The sequence below is a fragment of the Lichenibacterium ramalinae genome, from assembly GCF_004137085.1.
Taxonomy (GTDB): domain Bacteria; phylum Pseudomonadota; class Alphaproteobacteria; order Rhizobiales; family Beijerinckiaceae; genus Lichenihabitans; species Lichenihabitans ramalinae.
In genome coordinates, this window is the sequence record NZ_QYBC01000011.1 from 119,016 (window position 1) to 141,219 (window position 22,204).

General features: G+C 72.0%; 16 protein-coding genes. 5 read left to right on the plus strand and 11 right to left on the minus strand.

Features of this window, described 5'->3' with window-relative positions; translation table 11 throughout:
- Position 1 precedes the first annotated feature (1 nt).
- The 3 genes from addA to D3272_RS14190 form a co-directional block, all read right to left on the minus strand.
- A complete protein-coding gene (addA, locus tag D3272_RS14180) occupies positions 2–3,493 on the minus strand; it encodes a double-strand break repair helicase AddA (protein WP_129219849.1) in 3,492 nt (1,163 codons plus the stop codon).
- A gap of 73 nt (positions 3,494–3,566) precedes the next feature.
- The gene (locus tag D3272_RS14185) at positions 3,567–3,857 is read right to left on the minus strand and encodes a hypothetical protein (RefSeq protein WP_129219850.1); all 291 of its coding nucleotides are present in this window, start codon (positions 3,855–3,857) and stop codon (positions 3,567–3,569) included.
- Between the two features lie 45 nt (positions 3,858–3,902).
- The gene (locus D3272_RS14190) at positions 3,903–4,328 is read right to left on the minus strand and encodes a PRC-barrel domain-containing protein (protein WP_129219851.1); all 426 of its coding nucleotides are present in this window, start codon (positions 4,326–4,328) and stop codon (positions 3,903–3,905) included.
- Between the two features lie 236 nt (positions 4,329–4,564).
- Here D3272_RS14190 and D3272_RS14195 point away from each other — a divergent pair, with 236 nt between their 5' ends.
- Both D3272_RS14195 and D3272_RS14200 read left to right on the plus strand, forming a co-directional pair.
- Positions 4,565–6,349, plus strand: coding sequence for a transglycosylase domain-containing protein (locus D3272_RS14195; RefSeq protein ID WP_129219852.1), 1,785 nt, complete (start codon positions 4,565–4,567; stop codon positions 6,347–6,349).
- 511 nt (positions 6,350–6,860) lie between these two features.
- On the plus strand, positions 6,861–8,597 hold the full coding sequence (locus D3272_RS14200; protein WP_129219853.1) for an oligosaccharide flippase family protein: 1,737 nt from the start codon (positions 6,861–6,863) through the stop codon (positions 8,595–8,597).
- On the opposite strand, the gene D3272_RS14205 is transcribed toward D3272_RS14200, so the two are convergent.
- Positions 8,591–8,929 (minus strand): transposase, encoded by a 339-nt coding sequence (locus D3272_RS14205; protein WP_129219854.1) that lies wholly within the window; start codon positions 8,927–8,929, stop codon positions 8,591–8,593. The two genes, D3272_RS14200 and D3272_RS14205, sit on opposite strands and share 7 nt — an antisense overlap.
- 345 nt (positions 8,930–9,274) lie before the next feature.
- Between D3272_RS14205 and D3272_RS14210 the strand changes: the two genes are divergently transcribed.
- The gene (locus D3272_RS14210; protein ID WP_129219855.1) at positions 9,275–10,309 is read left to right on the plus strand and encodes a glycosyltransferase family 2 protein; all 1,035 of its coding nucleotides are present in this window, start codon (positions 9,275–9,277) and stop codon (positions 10,307–10,309) included.
- Positions 10,310–10,923: 614 nt separating this feature from the next.
- The gene (locus D3272_RS14220; RefSeq protein ID WP_129219857.1) at positions 10,924–11,577 is read left to right on the plus strand and encodes a nicotinamidase; all 654 of its coding nucleotides are present in this window, start codon (positions 10,924–10,926) and stop codon (positions 11,575–11,577) included.
- On the opposite strand, the gene D3272_RS14225 is transcribed toward D3272_RS14220, so the two are convergent.
- The 4 genes from D3272_RS14225 to D3272_RS14240 form a co-directional block, all read right to left on the minus strand.
- Positions 11,574–12,854 carry a flavin monoamine oxidase family protein gene (locus D3272_RS14225; protein WP_129219858.1) on the minus strand — a complete coding sequence of 427 codons (1,281 nt, stop codon included), beginning with the start codon at positions 12,852–12,854 and terminating at the stop codon, positions 11,574–11,576. The two genes, D3272_RS14220 and D3272_RS14225, sit on opposite strands and share 4 nt — an antisense overlap.
- 116 nt (positions 12,855–12,970) lie before the next feature.
- Positions 12,971–14,017: a ribose-phosphate pyrophosphokinase gene (locus tag D3272_RS14230; protein ID WP_129219859.1), complete on the minus strand. Its 1,047-nt coding sequence runs from the start codon at positions 14,015–14,017 to the stop codon at positions 12,971–12,973.
- A gap of 207 nt (positions 14,018–14,224) precedes the next feature.
- Positions 14,225–15,376: a M24 family metallopeptidase gene (locus D3272_RS14235; RefSeq protein ID WP_129219860.1), complete on the minus strand. Its 1,152-nt coding sequence runs from the start codon at positions 15,374–15,376 to the stop codon at positions 14,225–14,227.
- Positions 15,377–15,423: 47 nt separating this feature from the next.
- Complete coding sequence (locus D3272_RS14240; RefSeq protein WP_129219861.1) at positions 15,424–17,022, minus strand: outer membrane beta-barrel protein; 1,599 nt, start codon at positions 17,020–17,022, stop codon at positions 15,424–15,426.
- A 199-nt stretch (positions 17,023–17,221) separates the two neighbouring features.
- Between D3272_RS14240 and D3272_RS14245 the strand changes: the two genes are divergently transcribed.
- Positions 17,222–18,226 (plus strand): KpsF/GutQ family sugar-phosphate isomerase, encoded by a 1,005-nt coding sequence (locus D3272_RS14245; RefSeq protein WP_129219862.1) that lies wholly within the window; start codon positions 17,222–17,224, stop codon positions 18,224–18,226.
- A gap of 89 nt (positions 18,227–18,315) precedes the next feature.
- Here the strand turns inward: D3272_RS14245 and D3272_RS14250 are convergent, their stop codons facing one another.
- The 3 genes from D3272_RS14250 to folE all read right to left on the minus strand — a co-directional run bounded on the left by D3272_RS14250 (position 18,316) and on the right by folE (position 22,096).
- Complete coding sequence (locus tag D3272_RS14250; protein ID WP_129219863.1) at positions 18,316–20,772, minus strand: putative bifunctional diguanylate cyclase/phosphodiesterase; 2,457 nt, start codon at positions 20,770–20,772, stop codon at positions 18,316–18,318.
- An 18-nt stretch (positions 20,773–20,790) separates the two neighbouring features.
- Positions 20,791–21,291, minus strand: coding sequence for a 6-pyruvoyl trahydropterin synthase family protein (locus D3272_RS14255; protein ID WP_245496571.1), 501 nt, complete (start codon positions 21,289–21,291; stop codon positions 20,791–20,793).
- Positions 21,292–21,424: 133 nt separating this feature from the next.
- Positions 21,425–22,096 carry a GTP cyclohydrolase I gene (gene folE, locus D3272_RS14260; protein WP_129219864.1) on the minus strand — a complete coding sequence of 224 codons (672 nt, stop codon included), beginning with the start codon at positions 22,094–22,096 and terminating at the stop codon, positions 21,425–21,427.
- Positions 22,097–22,204: the final 108 nt, after the last annotated feature.

The following is a 22,204-nucleotide window of genomic DNA, read 5'->3' on the forward strand; positions in this document are numbered from 1 at the left end:
CCTACCCCATCGTTTCCAGCGCGTTGGCGCATTCCCCGGCCGAAACCTCCACCACGTCGCCGCTGGCCGTCCAGGCGAGGTGGGTGCGGATGCGGTGGTCGGGGTAGAGCGGCTCGATGGCGGCGCGGTAGAGGGCGAGCTGGAGGACCTGTTTCGGCGTCAGGTCGCCGGGCGTGCCGGTCTTGTAGTCGACGACGTGGACGGCGTCGTCGGTCACGCCGATGCGGTCGATCTGCCCGGTGACGTCGACGACGCGTCCGCTCGGCAGCCGCACGGCCGCCGTCACCGCCACTTCGGCGCGCGACTGCGGCCCGAAGAGCGGTGCCAGCGCCGGGTCGTCCAACACCGCCAGGGCCTGGGCCTGCAGGGCGGCGCGGCGGTCGGCGTCGAGCGTCGCGCCCTGGGCGGCGAGGAAGCGCTCGGCGGCGGCGGCGCGGCGTTCGGACGGCACGTCGGGGAGGTATTGCAGCAGCCGATGCATCAGCCGGCCCGCCGCGGCGGCCTGCTTGCGGTCGGTGCTGCGGGTGCGGTCGATGTAGGGCCAGGCCGTGGGTCCGGCCTGGTCGGCGGCGCCGAGCGGGTTCGACGGGCGCACCGGCGGCAGGTCCGGCTCCTCCTCGACGGCGGGCGGGCGCAGCAGCCAGTCCGGCAGATCGGGCACCGGCGCCGGCCCGGGCACCGGCGCCCCCGCGGCGGCGGCCCCGTCCGGCATCGGATCCGACATGCGCATCACGGTCTCGGCCGGGTCCCACGGGGCGGGCGCCGGGTCGAGCGGCAGGTCGGCCGCCGCGACCATGGCATACCAGGAGCCATCGCCCGGCCCCTTCTCGCCGCAGAACCCCGCGATGACGAGCCGCTCCTCGGCGCGCGTCATCGCCACGTAGAGCAGGCGGTTGTGCTCCTCGACGGCGCGCTGCCGCGTCAGCCGGCGCGCTTCGGCGACGCGCTCGGCGTCGGCGTCGCCGCGCGGCGACCAGGCGATGAGGCCGCTCTCGGCCGCGCCCGGCCGCTCGTCGAGCCCGAACAGCGCCGGGTCGTGCCGGCCGCTCGGCACCGCGCAGGTGTCGGGCAGGAAGACGATCTTGGCCTCCAGTCCCTTGGCGGCATGGACCGTCATGACCCGGACGGCGTCGCCCGCCGCCTCCATGTCGCGCTTGATCGAGAGGTCGACGCCGTCGAGGCGCGCCAGGAAGGCCATCAGCGAGGGCGCGCCGTCGCGCTCATGCGCCAGCGTCAGCGCCAGGAACTCGTCGATGGCGTCACCCGCCTCGGGGCCGAGCCGGCCCAGCAGGGCCCGCCGTCCCCCGTCGGCGCCGAGCAGGCGGGTGTAGAAGGCGAAGGGCGTCAGCCAGGCCGACAGGCTGCGCCAGCGCTCGACCCGGTCATGCGCGACCCGGTGGCGCGGCTCCGGCGAGGTGCCGAGCGCCGCCACCAGTGTGCCGGTGCGGCCCGGCGCCAGCGCGATCAGGTCGTCGTCGTCGAGGCCAATGAGCGGCGATTTCAGCACGCAGGCCAGGGTGAAGTCGTCGGCCGGGCTCAGCGCGGCCCGGCCCGCCGCCACGAGGTCCATCACGGCGATATGCTGGGTCAGGGCCAGGCGATCGGCCCCCGCCACCGGCACGCCGCGCTCCTTGCAGGCGCGGATCACGGCTTCGAAGAAGCTGTTACGGGACCGCACCAGGATCATCACGTCGCCCGGCCGCACGGGGCGGCGACCGCGCGTCCGGTTGTCCTCGACGGTTTCGCCCGATCCGGGACGGCACAGCTGGTGGATGGCGTCGGCGATGCGGCGCGCCACCACGACGGGCGGGTCGCCGGGCTCCACCACGTCGACCGGCAGCTTCCAGTCGCCCGGCTCGGGCTGGGGCTGCGCCGTCACGGCGGGCCAGACCTCGACGAGGCCCGGCAGCTTCTTCAGCGGCACGTGGGGCTGCGGACCGCCATCGTCGTGGGTGAGGCCGCGGCCGTTCGGGCCATGGGCGAAGACGCGGTCGACGGCGCGCAGCACGGCGGCGGCCGAGCGGAACGACAGGACGAGGTCGACGCCCGCGAATGGCTTCTCGGCGCCGAGGGCCCGGTCGGCGAAATGGCGCCGCATCGTGTCGAACATGTCGGGCCGGGCGCCCTGGAACGAGTAGATCGACTGCTTATCGTCGCCCACCGCGAAGAAGGTGCGGTTCTGCGGGCCGCGGCCCGCGCCCGCGAAGAACTCGTCCGACACGGCGCGCAGGATCTCCCATTGCTCGGGCGAGGTGTCCTGCGCCTCGTCGACCAGGATATGGTCGATGCCGCGGTCGAGCTTGTACAGCACCCAGGCCGAACTCGACGTCGCCAGGAGGTTGCGGGTGCGCTCGACGAGGTCCTCGAAATCGAGGAGGCCGCGCCGGCGCTTGGCGGTGTCGTAATGGTCGAGGATGGCGCCCGCCACCGCCATCAGGGCGGCGGTGCGCTCGGCCGTCTCGGCGGCCTTGCGGCGCGCCACGAGGCCGAGAAGGCGGAGCTGTTCGCCATCGAGCGCGTCGCAGAGCGCCGGCTCCTTGGTGCGCAGCGACTTCGGCAGGTAGGTGGCGGCCCGGGCCTCGCGCTTGGCGGTGAGGAAAACGTCGAGGTAGGCTTCGGCCTGGCGGCCCTCGGGCGCGTCGAAGGCGGCCATCAGGCGGTTGCCGGTCTTGCCGGGGCCGCCGCCGTCCGCCCCGAGCGTCCGGGCGGTCGCGGCCCAGTCCGCCCAGGGCATGCCGTCCTCGACCATGGCGGCCGCGACCGTGGCGGGGGTTTCGCCGGGGGCGAGGCCGAGCGCGCCCCGCAGGCTCCCGAGCAGGCCGTCGTAGTCGCGCGCCTCGCGCAGGGCGTCGCGCACGAGATGGCGGTGGCCCAGCGCTTCGCCGATCAGGCCCTCGAAGGTCGTGACCGAGACCTGGCCGGTGAGGGCGGCGAGGCCGCGGCCCAGCGTGGAGCCGGGCTCGCGCAGCGCCCGCGCCAGCACGACCTCGCGCGCCCGCAGCAGCAGGTCGGCGGCGCGCAGGTCGTCCAGCACCTCGAACCGCGCCGGGACATTGCTTTCGAAGGGGAAGAGGTGGAGCAGCCGCTCGCAGAAGGCGTGGATGGTCTGGATCTTGAGCCCGCCCGGCGTTTCCACCGTGCGGGCGAAGAGCCGCCGCGCCTCGTCGAGCGCCGCCGCGCCCCCCGCCTGCGTCGGCACCGGCGCGCCGGTCTCGGCGATGGCGGCCCGCAGGGCGGCGTCGTCGAGCCGCGTCCACCCCGCGAGGTCGCGGAACACGCGGATCGACATGTTGGCGGCCGCTGCCTTGGTGAAGGTGAGGCACAGGATGCGCGAGGGCGCCACGCCGGCGAGCAGGAGGCGCAGGACGCGCTGCGCCAGCACGTGCGTCTTGCCCGAGCCGGCATTGGCCGACACCCAGGCCGAGGTGGCGGGGTGGGACGCGCGGCGCTGCCGCTCGATCGTGTCGACCGGGATGGCGGGTGAATCGGCCATGGTGCCGACCCTGCCACCGCCCGGCCCCGCTGTCACGACCCCTGCGGCTCCGTCGCCGGCGAACCCGCCGACGTCAGGGCGAGCCGCCCTTGCCGGTCTGGGGCGGGACGTCGCCGGGCCGGATCACCGGCGTGGTGCCGGTGCTGGGCGCCGCCTTGCCCATGCCGGGATCGACGTTGCCGGTCGGCTTGATGACGCCGTTGGTGGCGCCGAGCTTGTCGCTCAACGTGCCGGGCTTGGTGGCGAGGTCGGTCCGGGGAGCCGCGCCGGGCGCCGGGGCCGAGGTCTGGGCCGCCGCGACGCCGCCGGCGAGGGCCAGAGCCGCGGCCGCCAGGGCGACACGTGGGATCCAGACACGTCGCATGGCGCTTCGGATGGGGGTGCTTCGGATCGCGGTCATGGTGCTCCCTCACAGGCCGTAGTTGAAGCCGTAGAAGCCGAACACGTTGCGGCGGTGTTCCGGGTCGCCCCACGGGTCCTCGCCATCCATGAAGCTGGGTGCCGCGTCGAGCCGCGCGGGGTCGACGTCGACCACGTAGCCGCCCCGCGCCGGGTCGTAGGTCAGGGCTTCCCAGGGCAGCGGGTGGTAGCGCTCTCCGAGGCCGAGAAAACCGCCGAAGGACATGACGGCGTAGGCGACGCGGCCCGTCACCTTGTCGACCATGAAGTTGTAGACGACGCCGAGCCGCTGGCCGTCGCGGCCGAAGACTTCGGTGCCGGCGACCTTGTCGGAGGCGATGAGCCGGTCCGTCTCGTCGGTCGCCACGGCGACCGGTGGCGTCCCCGCCACCGTCTGTCGCGCGGGGTCGGCGCGGTCTTGCGCGTCGTTGGCCATGGCGTCCTCCCTGATGCTTCGGGACAACGGGGGGCGGCGGCGGCGGTTCCCCGGCGGGCGGCGCTGCCCCGCCATCGTGGCGGAAGCGCGGCCTCGCCGTCCGGGCAAGACGATAAATAAACCGTTACCGCGCCGGTCCCCGCCGATTGTGCGCCGCCGACAGCCCCCCACCTGCTGCGTTGCGCCGGCTCCGGCCCCGGTTTCCGGGCGGGCCGGCGCCGAAGAAGGCGGTTCCCGTGCTGACGCGGTTCGTCCTCATCTGCCTGAAATGGGCCGCCCTGGCGGCGGTCTCGGCGGCGGCCCTGGTCTGGGGGTGGTTCACCCTGGCGGGGCGCAGCGCCCCGAGCCGCGACCAGATGGCCGCCATGATGACGTCGGGCGAGATCGTCCGCGACCGCGTCGGCGACGGCTTCGAACTGAAGTGCCTACTGCCGCTGCGGGTGTCGATCGGCGACCTGTCGCCCAAGTTCCGGGCCGTGCTGCTGGGCGCCGAGGACCGCGGCTTCGCCACCGAGCCCTTCGGGCTGAGCCTGCGCGGCCTCGCCGGCGCCGTGGCGTCGGCGGTCGGCGGCCGCGCGCGGGGCGGCTCGACCATCGCGCAGCAGCTCGTGAAGAACCTCATGTTCGAGCCCGGCGACCGCGCCTGGGTCCGCAAGCTCTACGAGATCCCCTGGGCGGTCGGTGTCAGCCGGCGCTTCACCCGCGACGAGGTGCTGGCCGCCTACCTCGACCACCTGCCCTTCCAGCACGGCATCTTCGGCCTCGAAGCCGCGTCGCGATTCTACTTCGGCAAGGCCGCCTCGGAGCTCGACTATCCCGAGGCGACGCTGATCGAGGTGATGCTGGCGAGCCCGCGCAACGACATAGCGAGCCGCGATCCCGGCACCGTGGCGCGGACCCGAACCCGGGCGCGGGCGCTGCTGCAGGCCCTGGTGCGCCAGGGCGTCATCCCGGCCGCGGCGCTGCGGGAGCGCGAGCATCGCGGCACGCGCGACCTGCCGGACCTCGGCTGCGGCTACCTGCGCGACGCCGTGGCGGGCGAGGTGAAGCGGCTCGGCGCCCCCGTGGGGGCCTTCCGGGCCTACGTGACGGTGGACGCGCTGCGCCAGGACGCCGCCGTCGCGGCGCTCGACGGCGCGGCGGACAGGCTCGCCCGGGCCGGGGCCGGGGCGGCCGCCTTCGTCGGGCTCGACCGGACGGGCGCCATCCAGGCCTTCATGGGCGGGCGCGACTATGCCGTCGACCAGTTCGATCGCGCCGAGCGGGCGCGGCGCTCCCCGGGTTCGCTCGGCAAGGTCCTGGTCCTGGCCGAAGCCTGCGAGCAGGGCCGCGACCTCGATTCAGCCGTCGAGGACTTGGCGCAGCCCGGCGGCCGGCCCCGCGACGCCGATGACCGCTACCTCGGCACGATCAGCCTCGGCGACGCCTTCCGCCTGTCCCGCAACGCCGCGATGTTCGGGCTCGAGCGCGCGCTCGGCTCCGGCGCCGTGGCGGCCCGCGCCGCCAAGCTCGGCCTCGCCGGCGCGCTGCCGCGGGACGGCGGCATCGCCATCGGGGAGTTCACCGCCAGCCCGCTCGCCATGACGGCGCTGCTGGCGACCGTGGCCAACGGCGGCTACCCGGTCGAGCCCCATGCCGTGCGGGGGATCGTGGGTCATTACGGGCGCATCCTGTCCTGGCACCGCGACACGCTGCCGGAGCCCGCCCTCAGCGCCCGCTGCGTCGCCATGCTGGACCGGGCGCTGCGCGCCGTCGTGGCGGACGGCACCGGGCGCCGGGCCGACATCGGCGGCGCACGCGGCAAGACCGGCACCACCAACGCGTTCCGCGATGCCTGGTTCGTGGGCTATGCGGGCCCGATGGTGGCGGGGGTCTGGCTCGGCAACGACGACGATTCGGCCATGACGCACGTCGAGGGCGGAGGCCTGCCGGCGGACCTGTTCCGGTCCTACCTCGTCAACGTCGGCCGCGCCCTCGCCCGGCCGCGCGCGCCGGTGGCCCGGATGGCGCAGGGCTGGTAGCGCCGCGGCCCCGGTTCCCTCGGTCCGGGCCGGACGGACACCCTATGGAAGGCGCACCACCCGCTGTCCGATCACGTGCCCGTTCTGCAGAACCCGCGACACGATCGAGCCGTCCTCCCTCGCCCGGACAGACTTCGGACGCCGGGCCCGCATCGAGCGCGGCATCGGTCGACTGAAACGCCTCGAGCGGATCGCTCTCCGATGTGAGGCGAGGTCGAAAAACCCCATCGATCTTCCGTCGCAATCGTCGCAGGCCTGTGCACGGGACTATCCGTCCACACAGCCTCGGGCCAGCATCCCATCGGCATCGGAATGCGACGATGGCGGCAAGGGCGACAGTCGAAGTCGCATTCCGGGCAAGCTTGCCGTAGCGGTTCGCGGCGCGACGAAGCCTTCGAGGCAGCAGACCACGACTTCGGCACTCCACCGACCCTTGGGGGGCGTCCGATCATCGCGGATCGACCGGCCGAGCCGCGTTGACAGACCGGTTTTTGGATGGTCTCAACGCAGAATGCTCGACTATCATCCGCTAGTCCAACGGGCCGTGTCCGGCCTGGCACAGTCGACCATCGAGACCCGGCGGGCTATCTATGAACGCGCCCTGGCGGCCCTGGTCGACCAGCTTCGGCGCATGGAACCGCCGGTTGCGGAAGCGGATATCGCGCGGGAATGCGCGGCCCTCTACGAAGCCATCGCGCGGGTCGAGAAGGCTGTCGCCGAAGCAGCGACAGCAGCAGCGATCAAGGCCGAGCCGCCTGCCGCCCCGTTACGCGACGGACAGCGCCAGTTCGCCCTCAACGCCGCCGCGTCGTGGATCGCGAACGGCGTCAAGGCCGTCACCCAACTCGTCATGCTGCCGGTGATGGCCCACCTTCTCAACCCGTTGGACTACGGCCTCTACGCCCTCGCGCAGCCGACCGTGATGTTCTTCGTCATGGTCGCGGAGAGCGGGATCGGCACCTCGCTCGCGCGGGAAGACGAGTCCAACACCCTCGTGTGGTCGACCGCCTACTGGGTGCTGCTCGCGAGCTTCTCCACCATGGCGCTTGGCGTCGCCGGGTCCGGCCTGGTCCTCGCCGCGGTCACGGGGCAGCAGAAGCTCGTCGGCCTGATGATGCTGCTGTCCCTGTCGCTTCCGCTGATGGCGGTCTCCGTGCCGTGCGTCGCCCGGATCACCGGGCGCGGCAACCTCACGCTTCACTCCTGGGCCGACATTGCCAGCGCGCTCTCGTCGGCCGTCGTCGCCGTCACGCTCGCCGTGCTCGGCTTCGGCGTGTGGAGCCTCGCCGGACAGTACTTGACCACCTACGCGGTCCGCGCCGTCGTCGTGAACCTCATCGCGTTCAAAGCCCCCACGCTCGAGTTCAAGTTATCCGCCCTGCACGGTCACCTCGCCATGGGAAGCGCCCTCCTGTCGCGTCGCCTCGGCGAACTCGTGGCGCGATCGGCCGAGAATGCCCTCTTCGAACACGTCCTTGGCGCGCGGCTCCTGGGCTCCTACGCCATCGCCAACCAGGCCTCGCGCTTCGCTTGTGACGTCGTCACGAACCCGCCGATCGGCGCCCTCTATGCCCATGCGATCCGCGGCCACCGCGACACGGTGGGTTCCCTCCACGCGAGGCTCGTCACGGTGCTGTCCGCCCTCCTCATCCCGGCCGCGGTTCTCGCGGCGGTCGCGGCCCCGCGGCTGCTCCCCTTCGTGCTTGGCCCCAAGTGGACGACGGCCGCCCCGCTGTTCCAGCCGATCGTCGTCGGTTATGCGATCCTCGCCATCGCGGGGCTCAACGACGCCATTCTGATGAGCAACGACCTGACCAAGCGAGCCACTGTCCCCGCCCTCTGGGCAGCCGCCGCCCGGATCGGGGCCGTGGCCTTGGCTCCGTGGCTTGGCGCTGTCGGGACCGCGTGGGTCGTCGGCGCGATCTTCCTCGTCCATACATTCGCGCTCACGGCGTCCGTGCCTCGCTCTCTCACGGAGGGGCTCGGGGGTGCCTTCGGAGCCCAGCGGGGCCCGCTGCTCGCCTCCCTGGTGGCGGGCGCCGCGGCCTACGCGGTCCTGAGCATGGGGGACGGTCTCGCCAACCTCGCGGCTTCGCTCGCGGTCGGCGGCCTGGTCTACGCGGCAGCGCTCTCCATCGTCGCCGGACCGGCCCTGCGCGGCGAGGTGGCGACGGCCTTCGCGTTGGTGCGGCGCCTCGGAAGCCTGAGATCACCGACCCGGAGAGGGCTGGCCGTGAAGCCTCAATAGCTCGTCGGCGGAGACTCCGACCGCGTCGACAGGCCGGCGCTGACATCGGCCGCGGGGCCGGCGGCTGCCCAGGCGATGCGCAGGCGGGGCCGGGATTCCACGATCCTGGAGACGACGTCGAGAGGGCGAAGGCGCAGCCTGTTGGATTCAGCCTTGGCAAGGTCGCGGACGTTAGGGAAGGTATCCCTGACGTCTAGCATGGACCAAAAGGCGGCGATGTGCAGCACGAGGCGGACCTGGTCGGCGAGGCCGAACACGCACTGCGGGCCGTTGTTCTCGCACCACGCCATGGCCTTAAGCCGCTCATGATGGCAGGATTCCACAACAGTCATGCGTCAGCGTCACGAGTGTCTCGACGTGACATCCAGAGCATCGTCTTGCAGCTGACTCTGCCGTCTACTGACGTCTAGAGTTCTACAGCGTCAGAATGACGTCACATCGGTGGAATGTCGCAGTCATCGTCGGTTTCCGATTCAAAACGGATCGACATTGAACCATCCAGGACCCAGCGGGGCCAGCTTACCGGACGGTTGTTTGCAAGGGACCATCCTTTGATACCCAGGTGAGGGCGCCAGCCTGCATCACATGCCGGGGCGCTTGCCAAAGGAGAAGCGGGCTGCATAATCCGAGACACAACCAGTTCCCGAGAACGCGTTCACGAGAGCCAAGTAATTTTGATGACCCAAACCATTAAGCTCGCCATCATTGTCCCCTGCTACAATTATGGGGACTATGTCGGCGAGGCGATAGCCAGCGTGGCCTCGCAACTGCGCGACGACTGCGAGCTTATCGTCATCGACGACGGCTCGACGGACGGGTCCTGGAGCGTGATCAGCGACGCCGGCGTGCGCGCCGTGAGGATCTCCAACGGCGGCGCGATCGGCGCCTGTGTCGCCGGGCTCGACCTCACGACCGCACCGCACGTCCTGTTCCTCGACGCCGACGACAAGCTGAAACCCGGAGCCCTCGATGCGATCCTGTCGCGGCTCGACCCGGAGGTCGCCAAGCTCCAGTTCGCCCTGACCCGCATCGACGCGCGGGGCGAATGGATCAGCGGGGCCGTGCCGGCCCTCGACGACTACCGGGAAAGGGAGGCGCTCGCCGTCCGCGTCGCCAAGACCGGGGTGTACCGGAGCCCGCCGACCTCCGGCAACGTGTTCCGGCGGGACGTCGCCGACCTCATCCGGGAGATCGACTACGAGCGCTACGTCGACGGCGTGCTGCTCTATGCCGCGCCCTTCACGGGCGACGTCGTGAGCGTGTCGGAGGAGCTCGGCTGCTACCGCGTGCACGGCCGCAATGTCGCCAACACGGTCCACAAGTCCGACGCCGTCGGCATCCGCAACAACGTCGAGCGCTTCATCAAGCGCATGGAGCACCTCAAGGTCGTCGCGCGTCGCCTGGGCTGGGAGGGCGACCTCTTCGACCCGCACGACGTCTTCGTGACGCGTGAGCGGAAGTTCTACCTCGAAGTCGTCTCGGGCCGCCGCCCGTCGCTGTCCTGCCTCGTGCCGCTCCTCGTGAGGCTCACCGACGAGCGTCTGGAGGCCAAGAACAAGCTGGGCCTTGCCGCGCTGTTCGTGCTGGCGGCAGTGCTGCCCAACGGCCGAGCGACGGTGTTGATCAACTACAGGCTCAAGATCACCGGGCGCTCGGCCACGGGGTTCCTGCGCGAGGTCGCCACCTCCAACCCGCGCGCTCGGGCCCCCTGAGAAGCATCCTGTGATGGACGTCTGGATGCGGGCCCGACGGTGGACGTGGGGCGACAACCTCGGCAGCGGCTCACCATCGCGCCCCAACGACCCGAACCGGCTTCGCCTGACACCCCCCTGACACGAGCCGACGCCTGAACACGGCACGTCCTCGGCCACCCCTCCGGCGCCGCGCCTTCGAACGTCGACCCGGCATCGACGTCCCGAGCCCATGACGCTCTCCTCGGCCCCCTTGTCCCACGTGGTCGACGATGGGGAGGTCCGCGCACCAGGTCGCGCGACGCAGCGGTGAGCGCCAGTCGCCGACACGCCGGAACGCCGGAACCCGCTTGCCGGACCGCTGGGGCAAGTCGCGCCACGGGCCGCCCGTCCGCGCCATCCACGACAGGGCCTCGACGACGAGCCCGCTGCCCGTCCCGCTCCGTCCAGGGGCGGCCTGCCCCAGCGAGACAGCTCGATCCGCACCCATCGACCGGATTCGTGCACCCCCGCAGCCCCGCGCGTGTGTCATGCTGGTGCCGACACACGCCAGCCCAACGCTGCGAGCCTGTTCGCCGGCTCCGGTCCAATCCCCGCGTCACCAACAGCCCGACAGGCTCCAGGAGCCCCGCCGCATGATCCGCATCGACCCCGAAACCGACGTGCTGGGCCTGATCGACATCCAACCGACCTTCATGCCGGGCGGGGAGCTGCCGGTGGCCGGGGGCGACGCCGTGGTGCCGATCGCCGCCCGGCTCGCCCGCGACGTCTTCGCCCACGCCTTCGCCACGCAGGACTGGCACCCCGCCGGCCATGTCTCCTTCGCGTCGACCCACGGGGCGGCACCGTTCAGCACGATCGCCCTGCCCTACGGCGACCAGGTCCTCTGGCCCGACCATGCCGTCATCGGCAGCGCGGGCGCGGCGCTGCACCGGGACCTGCCGCTCGACCGGGTCGAGGCGATCGTGCGCAAGGGGTTCCGGCCCGGGATCGACAGCTATTCCGCCTTCCGCGACAACGATCGCACGAGCCTGACCGGGCTCGGCGGCTGGGTGAAGGAGCGCGGCTTCCGCCGGCTGTTCTTCTGCGGCCTCGCCCTCGACTTCTGCGTGTTCTGGTCGGCGCAGGACGCGCGGGCGCTGGGCTACGACGTCGTCGTCGTCGAGGACGCCTGCCGGGCCATCGCGGCCCCGGCGCCGGGCGGCGGCACGACGCTGGACGCCGCCCGCGCCGCCCTGCGGGCCAGCGGCGTCCAGCTCGTCGACGCCGACGGCCTCGTGCCGGCCTAGACTTTGCCGGCCCGGGCCCCGCCGTCCTGAGCCCTGCCGCCCTTGGCCCGGGCCGCCAGCAAGGCTTCGGCAGCCGAAACGCCCGACTCATAGGCGCCGTGCGCCGTGGTGAACCGCGTCGGGTGGGTGGCCTCCCCGGCGAAGAACAGGCGCCCGTCGACCGGCTCCGCCAGCCGCGCCCGCGCGCCGGCCGAGCCCGGCATCGCATAGGCATAGGCGCCCAGGATGTGCGCTTGCCGGCCCCAGCCGGTGAGGTGCAGGGGCGTCACCGCCCGGGCGGCCTCCCCGCCGAGCTGCGAGCGCAACTCGCCGCGGGCGAAATCGAGCGCCGCCGCGGTGCCGGCGCGCGACAGGTCGCGGGCGAGGTCGCCGCCCATGAAACATTCCACGATCGGCCGGCCGAAGGGGCGGAAATGGTAGGCGGCGGTGCGGGCGGTCGCGCTCGACCCCAGGCAATAGTCTTCGGCGGGGAACAGGCCGGGGTCGGACACGCCGAGCCAGAGCTTCTCGACCGAGCCGAGAGGCAGGAGGGCCGCGGCTTCCACCTTGCCGGGCAGGCCGGGGCGGAACCGCAGGCCCTCGGCCGCCAGCACGCTCGTCGAGGCCGTCACCACCACGGCACCGGCCTCCACCGTGCCGCGCGGGGTCTCGATGCGCACCGGGCCGGCGCCGGAATGGTCGATCAGCGTCACGGGCGTGTCGAGCACGGCCGGCAGGTCGCGCCCATGGTGCGCCACGAGGCGGCCGTAGCCTTCGGCGACGCGCCAGTCGTCGCCCTCGCCGGGGCGGTAGTCGCCCGAGTCGCGCACCGACACGCGGTCGAGTTCGGCGCCGCTCACATAGGTCGAGACCGCGTCGAGCAGTCCGCGCCAGGGGCTCCCGGCGGGCACGAGGTCGGACAGCGGCCCGTCGGCGCCGCGCGCCGTGGCCTCCTCGGCCCGCTGGCGGAAGGCTTCGACGGCGTCGACGTAGCCGGCCTGCTCCTCGGGCGTGAGGCCGAGGTCGCGCTCCTCCTCGTCCCAGGGCGCGGGGCGGCGGTCCACCGTGAAGCCCTCGGCGTCGGCGATGGCCGTCCACACGTTGGTGAGGCCGCTGTGGAGCCAGGCGCAGCCGAGGTCCATGGGCATGTCGCCCCCGACCGTGAGGGCCCGCCCGCCGAGACGGGGCTTGGCCTCGATCAGCAGGACCGAGAGCCCCGGTTCGTCGAGGAGCCGCCGCGCCGCCGCGATCCCGGCGGCGCCGCCCCCGATCACCGCCACATCCACCCTGTCCTGCATGCCCTCGCCCGCCCTGCGCCCGTCCTGGCGCTATCTGGCCTGGGGACGGCGACGAGACAAGGGCGGGAGCGCGCGGGGCGGGAGCGCGACGGCGCGGCGGCCTGGGAGGCCGGCGGTCAGCCGCCAGCGGCCGCGGCGCGCGGCAGGGCCTGCACGACGGGGCTCTTCTGGTGCTGCATGGGAGAGGGCGCCGGCGGCGCATAGACGCCCGCCACCGCGGCATTCTCGAAGAGGCTCGACACCGAGGCTTCCTGGGCGATGCGCCCGATCGCCTCGCCGATGAGCGGCGCGACCGAGATGACCCGGATGTTCTTGGCGACCCGCACGGCCTCGGTGGCGCGGATCGTGTCGGTGAGCACGAGTTCCTTGAGGTTCGAGCCCGCGATGCGCGCCACTGCGCCGCCCGACAGCACGCCGTGGGTGCAATAGGCCGAGACGTCCGTGGCGCCCTGGGCCAGCAGCGCGTCGGCGGCGTTGCACAGCGTGCCGCCCGAATCGACGATGTCGTCGAGCAGGATGCAGGAGCGGCCCTTCACGTCGCCGATGATGTTCATCACCTCCGATTCGCCGGCCCGCTCGCGGCGCTTGTCCACGATGGCGAGGGGCGCGTCGATCCGCTTGGCCAGGGCCCGGGCCCGGACCACGCCGCCGACGTCCGGCGACACCACCATGACGTTGGCGCAGTCGAACCGCTCGGTGACGTCGCGCACCATGACGGGAGCGGCGAAGAGGTTGTCGGTGGGGATGTCGAAGAAGCCCTGGATCTGGCCGGCGTGGAGGTCGACGGTGAGGACGCGGTCGACGCCCGCCCGGTCGATCAGGTTGGCGACGAGCTTGGCCGAGATGGGGGTGCGGGGACCGGCCTTGCGGTCCTGCCGGGCATAGCCGAAATACGGCACCACCGCGGTGATGCGCCGGGCGGAGGCGCGCCGCAGCGCGTCCGTCATGATGAGCAGTTCCATCAGGTGGTCGTTGGTCGGGTAGGCGGTCGACTGGACGATGAACGTGTCCTCGCCGCGCACGTTCTCCTGGATCTCGACGAAGATCTCCATGTCGGCGAAGCGCTTCACCACGCAGCGCGTCAGCGGCACCTTCAGGTAGGCGGCGATGGCCTCGGCCAGCGGACCGTTGGAGTTGCCAGGGAGGATCTTGATGCCAGCCATATTGTCCTCTCAGCGGATCGGCAGGACCGGCGCGGTCGCCCGTGATCTGGAGCCCGGCCGTCGCGCGGCCCGGGCGTTCGGTCCGCCACGGCATCCGACCGGATCCGAGGCAGGGGCGTCATATCAGCGTTATGGTCCTGGAACAACGCGTCGCAGGGGGGCGTTGCCCTGCCCTGTCGAGGAGGCGGGGCTCGGGTCGCCGTGGCCTCACCGCACCACCAGGGCGAGGTCGGGGGCGTTGAGCGGCTCGGCCCCCGCCGCCGTGACGAGCGAGGTGCGTCCGAGGCACAGGGCGGTGCCGCTGTCCGAATCCATGAGAATCATGTGGAGAAAGAAGACGCCGCCCGCCGGCACGACGAAGGGATTGGCGTCGTAGAACATGGGCGCGTCCATCCAGGACGGCGCGAAGGTCGCGCCGAGGCTGTATCCGCAGGCGTTGAGCCGGTGGGCGCCGAGCCCGTGGGCGTCGAGCACGCCGGCATGGGCGGCGAAGACGTCGCCGGCGGTGCGGCCGGGCCGCAGCTCGGCCTCGCAGGCCCGCAGCGCCTCGCGAGCCGCCTCGTGGTAGGCGGCGTGCAACGGCCGCGGGCGCCCCACCACGTGGGTGCGCATGATGGCGGCGTGGTAGTGCCGGTAGGCGCCCGCGAATTCCAGCGTGATCTGGTCGTCGGCATCGAGCCGGCGGCGCCCGGCCTTCGACCGGCACAGCAGCGCGTCCCCGCCCGAGCCGATGATGAACGGGTTGCCGGGTTCCTCGCCGCCGCCCCCGAAGACGGCCGCGTGCTGCGCCGCCAGGATGGCGGCCTCGTCGGCGCCGGGCGCCAGCAGGTCCACGGCGGCGCGGTCGGCCGCGTCCGAGAGGGCGGCGGCGCGGCGCACGTAGGCGATCTCGGCGGCGGACTTCTCGACCCGCAGCGAAGGGATCAGGGCGGTGGCGTCGCGGGTCTCGACGCGGCCTTCGAGCGCGGCCGCGAGCTTCAGCCCATCGGCATAGGGCAGGCCGTGGGCGCCGAACTCGACGCCGAGCCGCCGGCCCGCGAGGCCGAGGTCGGCCAGCATGGCGGCGAGGTCGCGGGCCGGCTCCGCGGCGGCGCCGTCGCGCCACACGCGGATGTCGGTCAGCGTGGAGGTGCGCTGCGCCTGCCGCAGGTCGGCCGAGCGGGTCAGCAGCGCGCTGCGGCCGTCCGCGCCGACGTAAAGGCACTGGAAGAAGCAGAAGCCGAAGCTGTCGTAGCCGGTCAGCCAGTACATGCTGTTCTGCGAGAACAGCAGCAGGCCGTCGAGATCCCGCTCGGCCAGCGCCGCCGAAAGGCGGGCCTGGCGGGCGGCGAATTCGGCCGGCGTGAAATGCAGCGACATGGGGCGGCTCCGTGGCAGCGATCGGCGCCACCCCTACCCCGGGCGGTTCACCGCTGCCAGCGCAGTCCCAAGAGCGCCACGTTCTGGCCGAAGCTCGCGCCCGCCAACGTGCTGTTCAGCCGTTCGTGGTTGAAGCTGGCGGTGGCGACGAGCGAGCGCGACAGGCGATACTCGGCCTTGAGCGTCTCGGACAGGGTGTTCTCCGTGATGGGCACGCCGACGTATTCGGTATTGAGATACGAGATCGCGCCCGTGATGGTGAGGTTGCGCATCAGCGCGTGGGTGACTTCCAGCGTGACCGACCTGGATTCGGTGCCCGACGCCCCCGCCACCGTGGTCTCGTCGAAGCTCGTGGCGGCGCGGAAGCTGATGGCGGTCAGCGGCGTCGCGGCGTAGCTGAGTGCGCCGTTGAACACCGGGCTGGCGATGCTCTTCAGCCGCGCGTCCTCGTAGCTGCGGCCGCCGTAGCCGGCCGAAACCTCGCCCGACAACAGGCGCGTCAGCTCGAACGTCGAGCCGACCTGCCCGGTGGCGCCGACCGAATCCCGTCGGTAGCCGGTGTAGTCGAGGTCGCTGTCGTGCAGGCGGTCGTCGGCGAAGAGGTCCACGAAGGGCCGCAGCACCGGCGTCATCTCGTAGGTCGCGCGCAGGCGCAGGCCGGCATCGTTGAAGTTCTCGCTGGCGAGGTCCTGCAGGACGCCGCCGGTGCCCTGGGCATTGTCGTAGGCGGTGCGGTCGAGCGAGCCGTGGAGCGCGAGGTCCAGCCGCCCGAACTGCTCCGCACCGCCCACCGCGCCGCCGAAGGTCGAGATGAGGGGGCGGCCCTGGGCGCCGTTGACGACCTCGGGCGAGCCGACCCGCTGCGTGTCGAGGGCGAAGCGGGCCTCGGCATCGAGGGTCGTGTCGCGGTCGACGTCGAAGCGGTAGTCGGCGAGGCCAACGGCGTCGGGGCGGTTGGCTTCGGGGGCGGAGAAGAAGGCGTCGTAGCCGCCGTGGAAGCTGGCGGTCAGCTGGTTGCGCGACCACTGGGACGCGAGGCCGAAGCCGCCCTCGGTCCGCTCGAAGGCGGAGGGGCGCAGCCCGGTCTGGATCTGGTCCGGGTTCGAATCGAAGCCGAAGCTCTGCGTGACGTAGGGGGTGAGGCGCAGCGAACCGACATCGTAGCCGATCGCGTCGAAGGGCGTGTCGTCGATGCGGGTGCGCAGCCGCGCCGTGATGGGCAGCGCCGCCACCGTGGGGCCGGGGCGGAGCGCGTCGCCCACCGTGTCGATGGCGGCGCCGGAGCCGCGCAGCCGCAGCGAGGCCGGATAGGCCTGGAGTTCGGGCAGCGGCGGCGGCCCGACACGCGGCCTCCTGACACGGTCCTCGGTCTTGGCGGTGCCCTTGGGCGGCGCGAAACGGCCGCGCGGCCGAGCGGCGGGCGTGCCGCCGGCCGCCGACGTGCCGGCCGGGTCGGCGCCCGGCAGGGCGGGCGGCGGAGCGCCGGCGGCGTCGAGGTCGCCGCCGACGGCCGCGGCCCCGCCCGCGGCGCCGTCGACCGATCCGCGCAGCGACGGGATGGTCGTGGACAGGCCGCCGCTGGTCTGCTGCGCGGAGGCCGGCGCCACCGCGGCGACGGCGGCGGCGAGGCCGGCGACCTGCAGCATCCATCCGCATCCGGCCGGGCGGCGATTCCTCGAAGACACGTGGCGCCCGCCCTTTCCGGAGACCTGCAGCGATGACCGGAACATTGACGGGGCATGGTTAACGCCCGGTTGCGCGGCAGGCCGCGGCGCCGCATGGCCCGCGCGTCGGGGCGTGTCGTCGTGGCGTGCAATGCGGTCGCCGCGGTGGTATGGGGCCGGCATGTCGCTGCCCGTCCCCGGTCCCGCCGTGTCGCCCGCCATCGTCTCCGCCCTGCGGACGCTGCGGCTGGAGCGGGCCGGCATCGCGGCGCTGGAGGCGGCGCTGGCGGGCCCCACCCCGCGGCTCGGCGACGAGTTCAGCTCCGCCGTCGCCCTGCTCCTCGGCCTCCGGGGGCGCGTCGTCGTCACCGGCATGGGCAAGTCCGGCCACGTCGGCCGCAAGCTCGCCGCCACCCTCGCGTCGACGGGGACGCCGGCCTTCTTCGTCCATGCCGCCGAGGCCAGCCACGGCGACCTCGGCATGATCCACGCCGACGACGCCGTTCTGGCCCTGTCGTGGTCGGGCGAGACGGCCGAACTCGCCGCCGTCATCACCTATGCGCGGCGCTTCGCCCTGCCGCTCGTGGCGGTGACGTCGAACCCCGACAGCGCGCTGGGCCGCCAGGCCGACCTGTGCCTGACGCTGCCGAAGAGCGAGGAGGCCTGCCCCAACGGCCTCGCCCCCACGACCTCCACCACCATGCAGCTCGCCATGGGGGACGCGCTGGCGGTGGCGCTGCTGGAGGCGCGCGGCTTCTCGGCCCGGGATTTCAAGACGCTGCACCCCGGCGGCAAGCTCGGCAGCCAGCTCACCTACGTGCGCGACGTGATGCATGTGGGCGACGCCGTCCCGCGCGTGACGGCGGGGTCCGGCATGGCCGAGGCCGTGATGGAGATGACGGGCAAGCGCTTCGGCTGCATCTGCGTCGACGATGCCGGCGGGCGGCTCGCCGGCATCGTGACGGACGGCGACCTGCGCCGCCACATGGGCCCGGGGCTGATGGCGCTCCGGGTCGAGGAGGTCATGAGCCGCCATCCCCTGACGATCGGCACCGAGGCCCTGGCGGCCCAGGCGCTCGCCCTGCTCAACGGGCAGCGCCGCAGCGTCCTGCCGGTCGTCGACCCCGACGGGACCGTGGTGGGCATCCTCCACATCCACGACCTTTACGCGATTGGCGTGGCGTAGCGGCACGCCGGAGCCCTCGAAGCGGCCGGTGTCACGGAGCCGGCGCGTGTCGGCGGCGGCCCCGCACTGGCGGGGCATGCCGGCGGCGGTCAGGCGGCCGCGAGACCCTGCAGGGTGGGGGCGGACAGTTCGAAGATCATGCGGCCGACGGGCTCGGGTCGGCCGAAATGATAGCCCTGCACCTGGTCGCAGCCCGCGGCCTGGAGCTGGGCGAATTGTTCGGGCGTCTCGACGCCCTCGGCCGTCGTCGTCATGCCGAGGCTCGCCCCCAGCGCCGCGATGGAGCGCACGATCTTGATGCAATCCGGCCGCGTCGACATCTCGCGCACGAAGGACTGGTCGATCTTGATCTTGTCGAAGGGGAAGCGGCGCAGGTAGCTCAACGACGAATAGCCGGTGCCGAAATCGTCCATGGCGATGCGGATGCCGAAGCTGCGCAGCTCGTGCAGGGCCGCGAGCGAGCCGTCGCTGTCGCTCAGCAGCACGCTTTCGGTGATCTCGAGTTCGAGCCGCGTCGGCTTCAGGCCGGAGCGCAGCAGCGCGTCCTTGACGGTGCCGACGAGGTCCCGCGAGCGGAACTGGGCCGGCGACAGGTTGACCGCCACCGACAGGTCCCGCGGCCAGCGCGCCGCCTGCGCGCAGGCTTCGCCCAGCACCCAGGCGCCGATCTCCCCGATGAGGCCGATCTCCTCGGCGACCGGGATGAAGACGGCGGGCGACACGAGGCCCCGCACCGGGTGGCGCCAACGCAGCAACGCCTCGAAACCCACGATGGAGATGGCGCGCGCGCAGACGAGCGGCTGGAAGAACACCTCGAACTCGCCGTTGGTCAGCGCCAGGCTGAGGTCGATCTCGAGGGCGCGGCGCGACTGGCGGGCCGCGTCCATGTCGGGCTCGAAGACCAGCGCCTGGTTCTTGCCGCGCAGCTTGGCCTGGTAGAGCGCGAGGTCGGCGTTCTTCATGAGTTCGTCGCCGCTCGCCCCGTCGCCCGGCGCGCTAGCGACGCCGATGCTGGCCGTGACGAAGAGCACGAGCCCGTCGATGTCGTAGCGCTCGCCGAGGATGTGCAGCAGCCTGTCGGGCAGGGCCTTGCCGCTCGGCCCGGACTCGCCGCGGAGCTGCAGGATGGCGAACTCGTCGCCGCCAAGCCGCGCCACGATATCGCCCTCCCGCACCGCATGGCCGAGCCGTCGGCCGACCTCGCGCAGGAGCGCGTCGCCCACATGGTGGCCGAAGCTGTCGTTGATGTTCTTGAACCCGTCTAGGTCGAGGCAGATGACCGTGAAGGAGGTTCCGCCGGTTTCGGCCATGGCCATGGCGGCGTCGAGCTGTTCGCCGAAGAAGAAGCGGTTGACGAGGCCGGTGAGCCCGTCGTGATGGGCGAGGTAGGTGATCTGCGCCTCGTCGCGGCGCCGCTGGGTGATGTCCTCGTAGGTGGCGACCCAGCCGCCGTCCGGCATGGGCTGGTGGGACACCGAGACGATGCGGTGCTCGTCGTCGTCCTGGACGAAGCCCGCCGCGATGCCGCGCGCCTGGAGCTGGCGGTGGCGGGCATGCAGCTTCGACAGGTTCGGGTCCCGGCTCCGCGCGATGAGGTCGGAGAACAGGATGCCGGGCACCGGCGTCAGGGCCAGCGCGAAGAGGTCGGAGAAGCGCTGGTTGCACACGACCAGCCGCTCGCCGGCGTCCACCATGCAGAGCGCCTGGGACATGTTGTTGAGGGCCGCGTCGAACCGCGCGTTCTGGATGCCGATCTCGCGGTCGCGGCGCTGCAGGACCTCGTTGCGCTGCTGCAGCTCGGCATTGACCGTGCTGACCTCGCCGTTGGCGCGCTCCAGCCCGTCGGACGCGCGGCGGAGGTCCCGGGCCAGCGTGTTCAGCCCGTCCCGGGCCCGCAGGAGCTGGCGGTTGTGCCAGCCGACGGCCAGGAGCAGGGCCGTGCCGAAGGTGAAGAGCCCCGCCACGACGGCGGAAAAGATCCAGAACAGCCGCACGAGCTCGCGCTGGTCCTCGGCGACCTTCTCGCTGCCGTAGCGGTTGGCCGAAGCCGCGAGCGCCACGAGGCGGGCGTCGAGCGGCTCCATGACGGCGAGGGCGGCCCGGCCGACGCCGGGCTTGTCGATCCGGTCGATCATCGGCTGCAGCCGCGTCACCGCGATGGCGAGGTCCCGCACCGTGGCCTCGTCGTCGGGGTCGAGCATCGTGAAGGCGTGGAACTCGCCCTGCGCCATGACGGACACGCGGTTCACCAACACGTCGTAGCGCAGCCCGACCTCGTCGGCATCGACGCCCGAGCCCGGCACCGCGGCGGAAGCGATGCGCTCCTCGAGGCGCCCGAACTCCCCGTTGGCCTGGCTGGCCAGCCAGCAGATGTTGTAGCGAGACACCTGCTTCAGCGCGTCCTGGCGCTGGGAGATCAACGACGACACCAGACCGGCAGCCGCCAGCAGGACGCACATGGCGCCGAAGAAGACGAACTTCCCGGTCCTGATCGACCAAACGTCACGCCGGCGCGGCACGCTGAGGTCGAGGGTCGCTCCTGACATGGCGGCGGCTCGCCTCTCTCAGGCGGGGGAGAAGAGGGCAGAGTTTCCGCCGTGCTCGCGGACCTCGACGCTTTCCAGCCACACGCGGCCCTGCGTCGCCGAGCGGACCATCTCGCCCACCTTGGCATGGACGATCCGCGCCGTGGCCTCGCAGCCCACGGCGGGAACGATGCGCACATCCGCCAGCCCGGCCGCGCCGAGCGCTTCGAGCCGCGCGCGCTCGGGGTCGTCCTCCGACACCAGGAGCGTGTGGTCGAACATCTCGTGCAGCCACTGGCGCACGGGCTTCAGCCCGCCGAAGTCGAAGCACCAGTGCCGGTCGTCGAGCTCCCGCGCCGCGAAGACGAACTTGAAGGCCAGCGCGTAGCCGTGCAGAAGCCGGCAATGGGAATGGCCGGCACGCCACTGGCGGAAGGTGCAGGACAGCCCTTCGTTGTGGTCGTAGGTCTTGGTCGAGCGATAGATCCCGCCCGCGGCGGGATCGACCTCGAGGCCGGCGGGATCGAAGAGCTGGTTCACCTGTGTGACCCTCCGCTAGAGCAGTATCGGCTTTCTCCGAGTCGCCTTGGCGACTCCAAGCCGATGGAACTGCTCGCCATTCGAGAGCTGGAGCGAATTCGCCGAAGGCGAAGGCGCTCCAGTGTCGGCGCGCTCAACCGGCGCTGCGCTCCAGCATGGCGCATTCCTGCAGGAACTCCGACTTGAGCTGCGGATCGCTGGCGAGGTCGCCGTAATAGGTCGTGTTGACCATGCGGCTCGCCCGCGACGCCCGCACCCCACGATGGCTCTTGCACATGTGCACGGCGCTGATCCGCACGGCGAGGCCGCGCGGCGCCGTGTTGTCGACGATGAAGCGTTCGATCTGCTTCACCAGCTCCTCCTGGATCTGCAGCCGCGACGAGAAATAGTCGACGATGCGGTCGTACTTCGACAGGCCGATGATCTTGCCGTCCGGCGCCGGCAGGATGCCGATCACGGCGTGGCCGAAGATCGGCATGAGGTGGTGGGCGCAGGTCGACCGGACCTCGATCGGGCCCGTCACGATCAGCTGCTCGCACCGCTCGACGTTGTCGAAGTCGGTGATCTTGGGCGGCGAGGAGAACCGCCCCTTCATCATCTCCTCGACGAACATTTTCGCCACGCGGGACGGTGTGTCGCGCGTATTGTGATCGTTGCGATGGTCGATCATCAGCACGTCGAACAGCTCTTCGAGCTTTCGCGCCGCAGCGTCGCGCATCGCCAGTTTATCGGACTCCCGCATATATCCGGCGATCGCCTGGTTACCCAGGCTCGCAGCCGCCACGGCCTCGACGATGTTGTTCACGGCATCAACCCTCAGCGCTGTCGCTTTGAGTAGGAACACAGAGACTCGTGAAGATTGCGTTTCCTACATTGACATCGGTTCTGTGACATCAATGGATTCGCCGGTGCA

Coding starts and splice junctions, on each gene's coding strand:
- D3272_RS14210 (WP_129219855.1), top strand. CDS start 9,275: ATGACCCAAACCATTAAGCTCGCCATCATTGTCCCCTGCTACAATTAT.
- D3272_RS14190 (WP_129219851.1), bottom strand. CDS start 4,328: ATGGCCAACGACGCGCAAGACCGCGCCGACCCCGCGCGACAGACGGTG.
- D3272_RS14205 (WP_129219854.1), bottom strand. CDS start 8,929: ATGACTGTTGTGGAATCCTGCCATCATGAGCGGCTTAAGGCCATGGCG.
- D3272_RS14200 (WP_129219853.1), top strand. CDS start 6,861: ATGCTCGACTATCATCCGCTAGTCCAACGGGCCGTGTCCGGCCTGGCA.
- addA (WP_129219849.1), bottom strand. CDS start 3,493: ATGGCCGATTCACCCGCCATCCCGGTCGACACGATCGAGCGGCAGCGC.
- D3272_RS14235 (WP_129219860.1), bottom strand. CDS start 15,376: ATGTCGCTGCATTTCACGCCGGCCGAATTCGCCGCCCGCCAGGCCCGC.
- D3272_RS14220 (WP_129219857.1), top strand. CDS start 10,924: ATGATCCGCATCGACCCCGAAACCGACGTGCTGGGCCTGATCGACATC.
- D3272_RS14245 (WP_129219862.1), top strand. CDS start 17,222: ATGTCGCTGCCCGTCCCCGGTCCCGCCGTGTCGCCCGCCATCGTCTCC.
- D3272_RS14250 (WP_129219863.1), bottom strand. CDS start 20,772: ATGTCAGGAGCGACCCTCGACCTCAGCGTGCCGCGCCGGCGTGACGTT.
- D3272_RS14230 (WP_129219859.1), bottom strand. CDS start 14,017: ATGGCTGGCATCAAGATCCTCCCTGGCAACTCCAACGGTCCGCTGGCC.
- D3272_RS14225 (WP_129219858.1), bottom strand. CDS start 12,854: ATGCAGGACAGGGTGGATGTGGCGGTGATCGGGGGCGGCGCCGCCGGG.
- D3272_RS14185 (WP_129219850.1), bottom strand. CDS start 3,857: ATGCGACGTGTCTGGATCCCACGTGTCGCCCTGGCGGCCGCGGCTCTG.
- D3272_RS14240 (WP_129219861.1), bottom strand. CDS start 17,022: ATGCTGCAGGTCGCCGGCCTCGCCGCCGCCGTCGCCGCGGTGGCGCCG.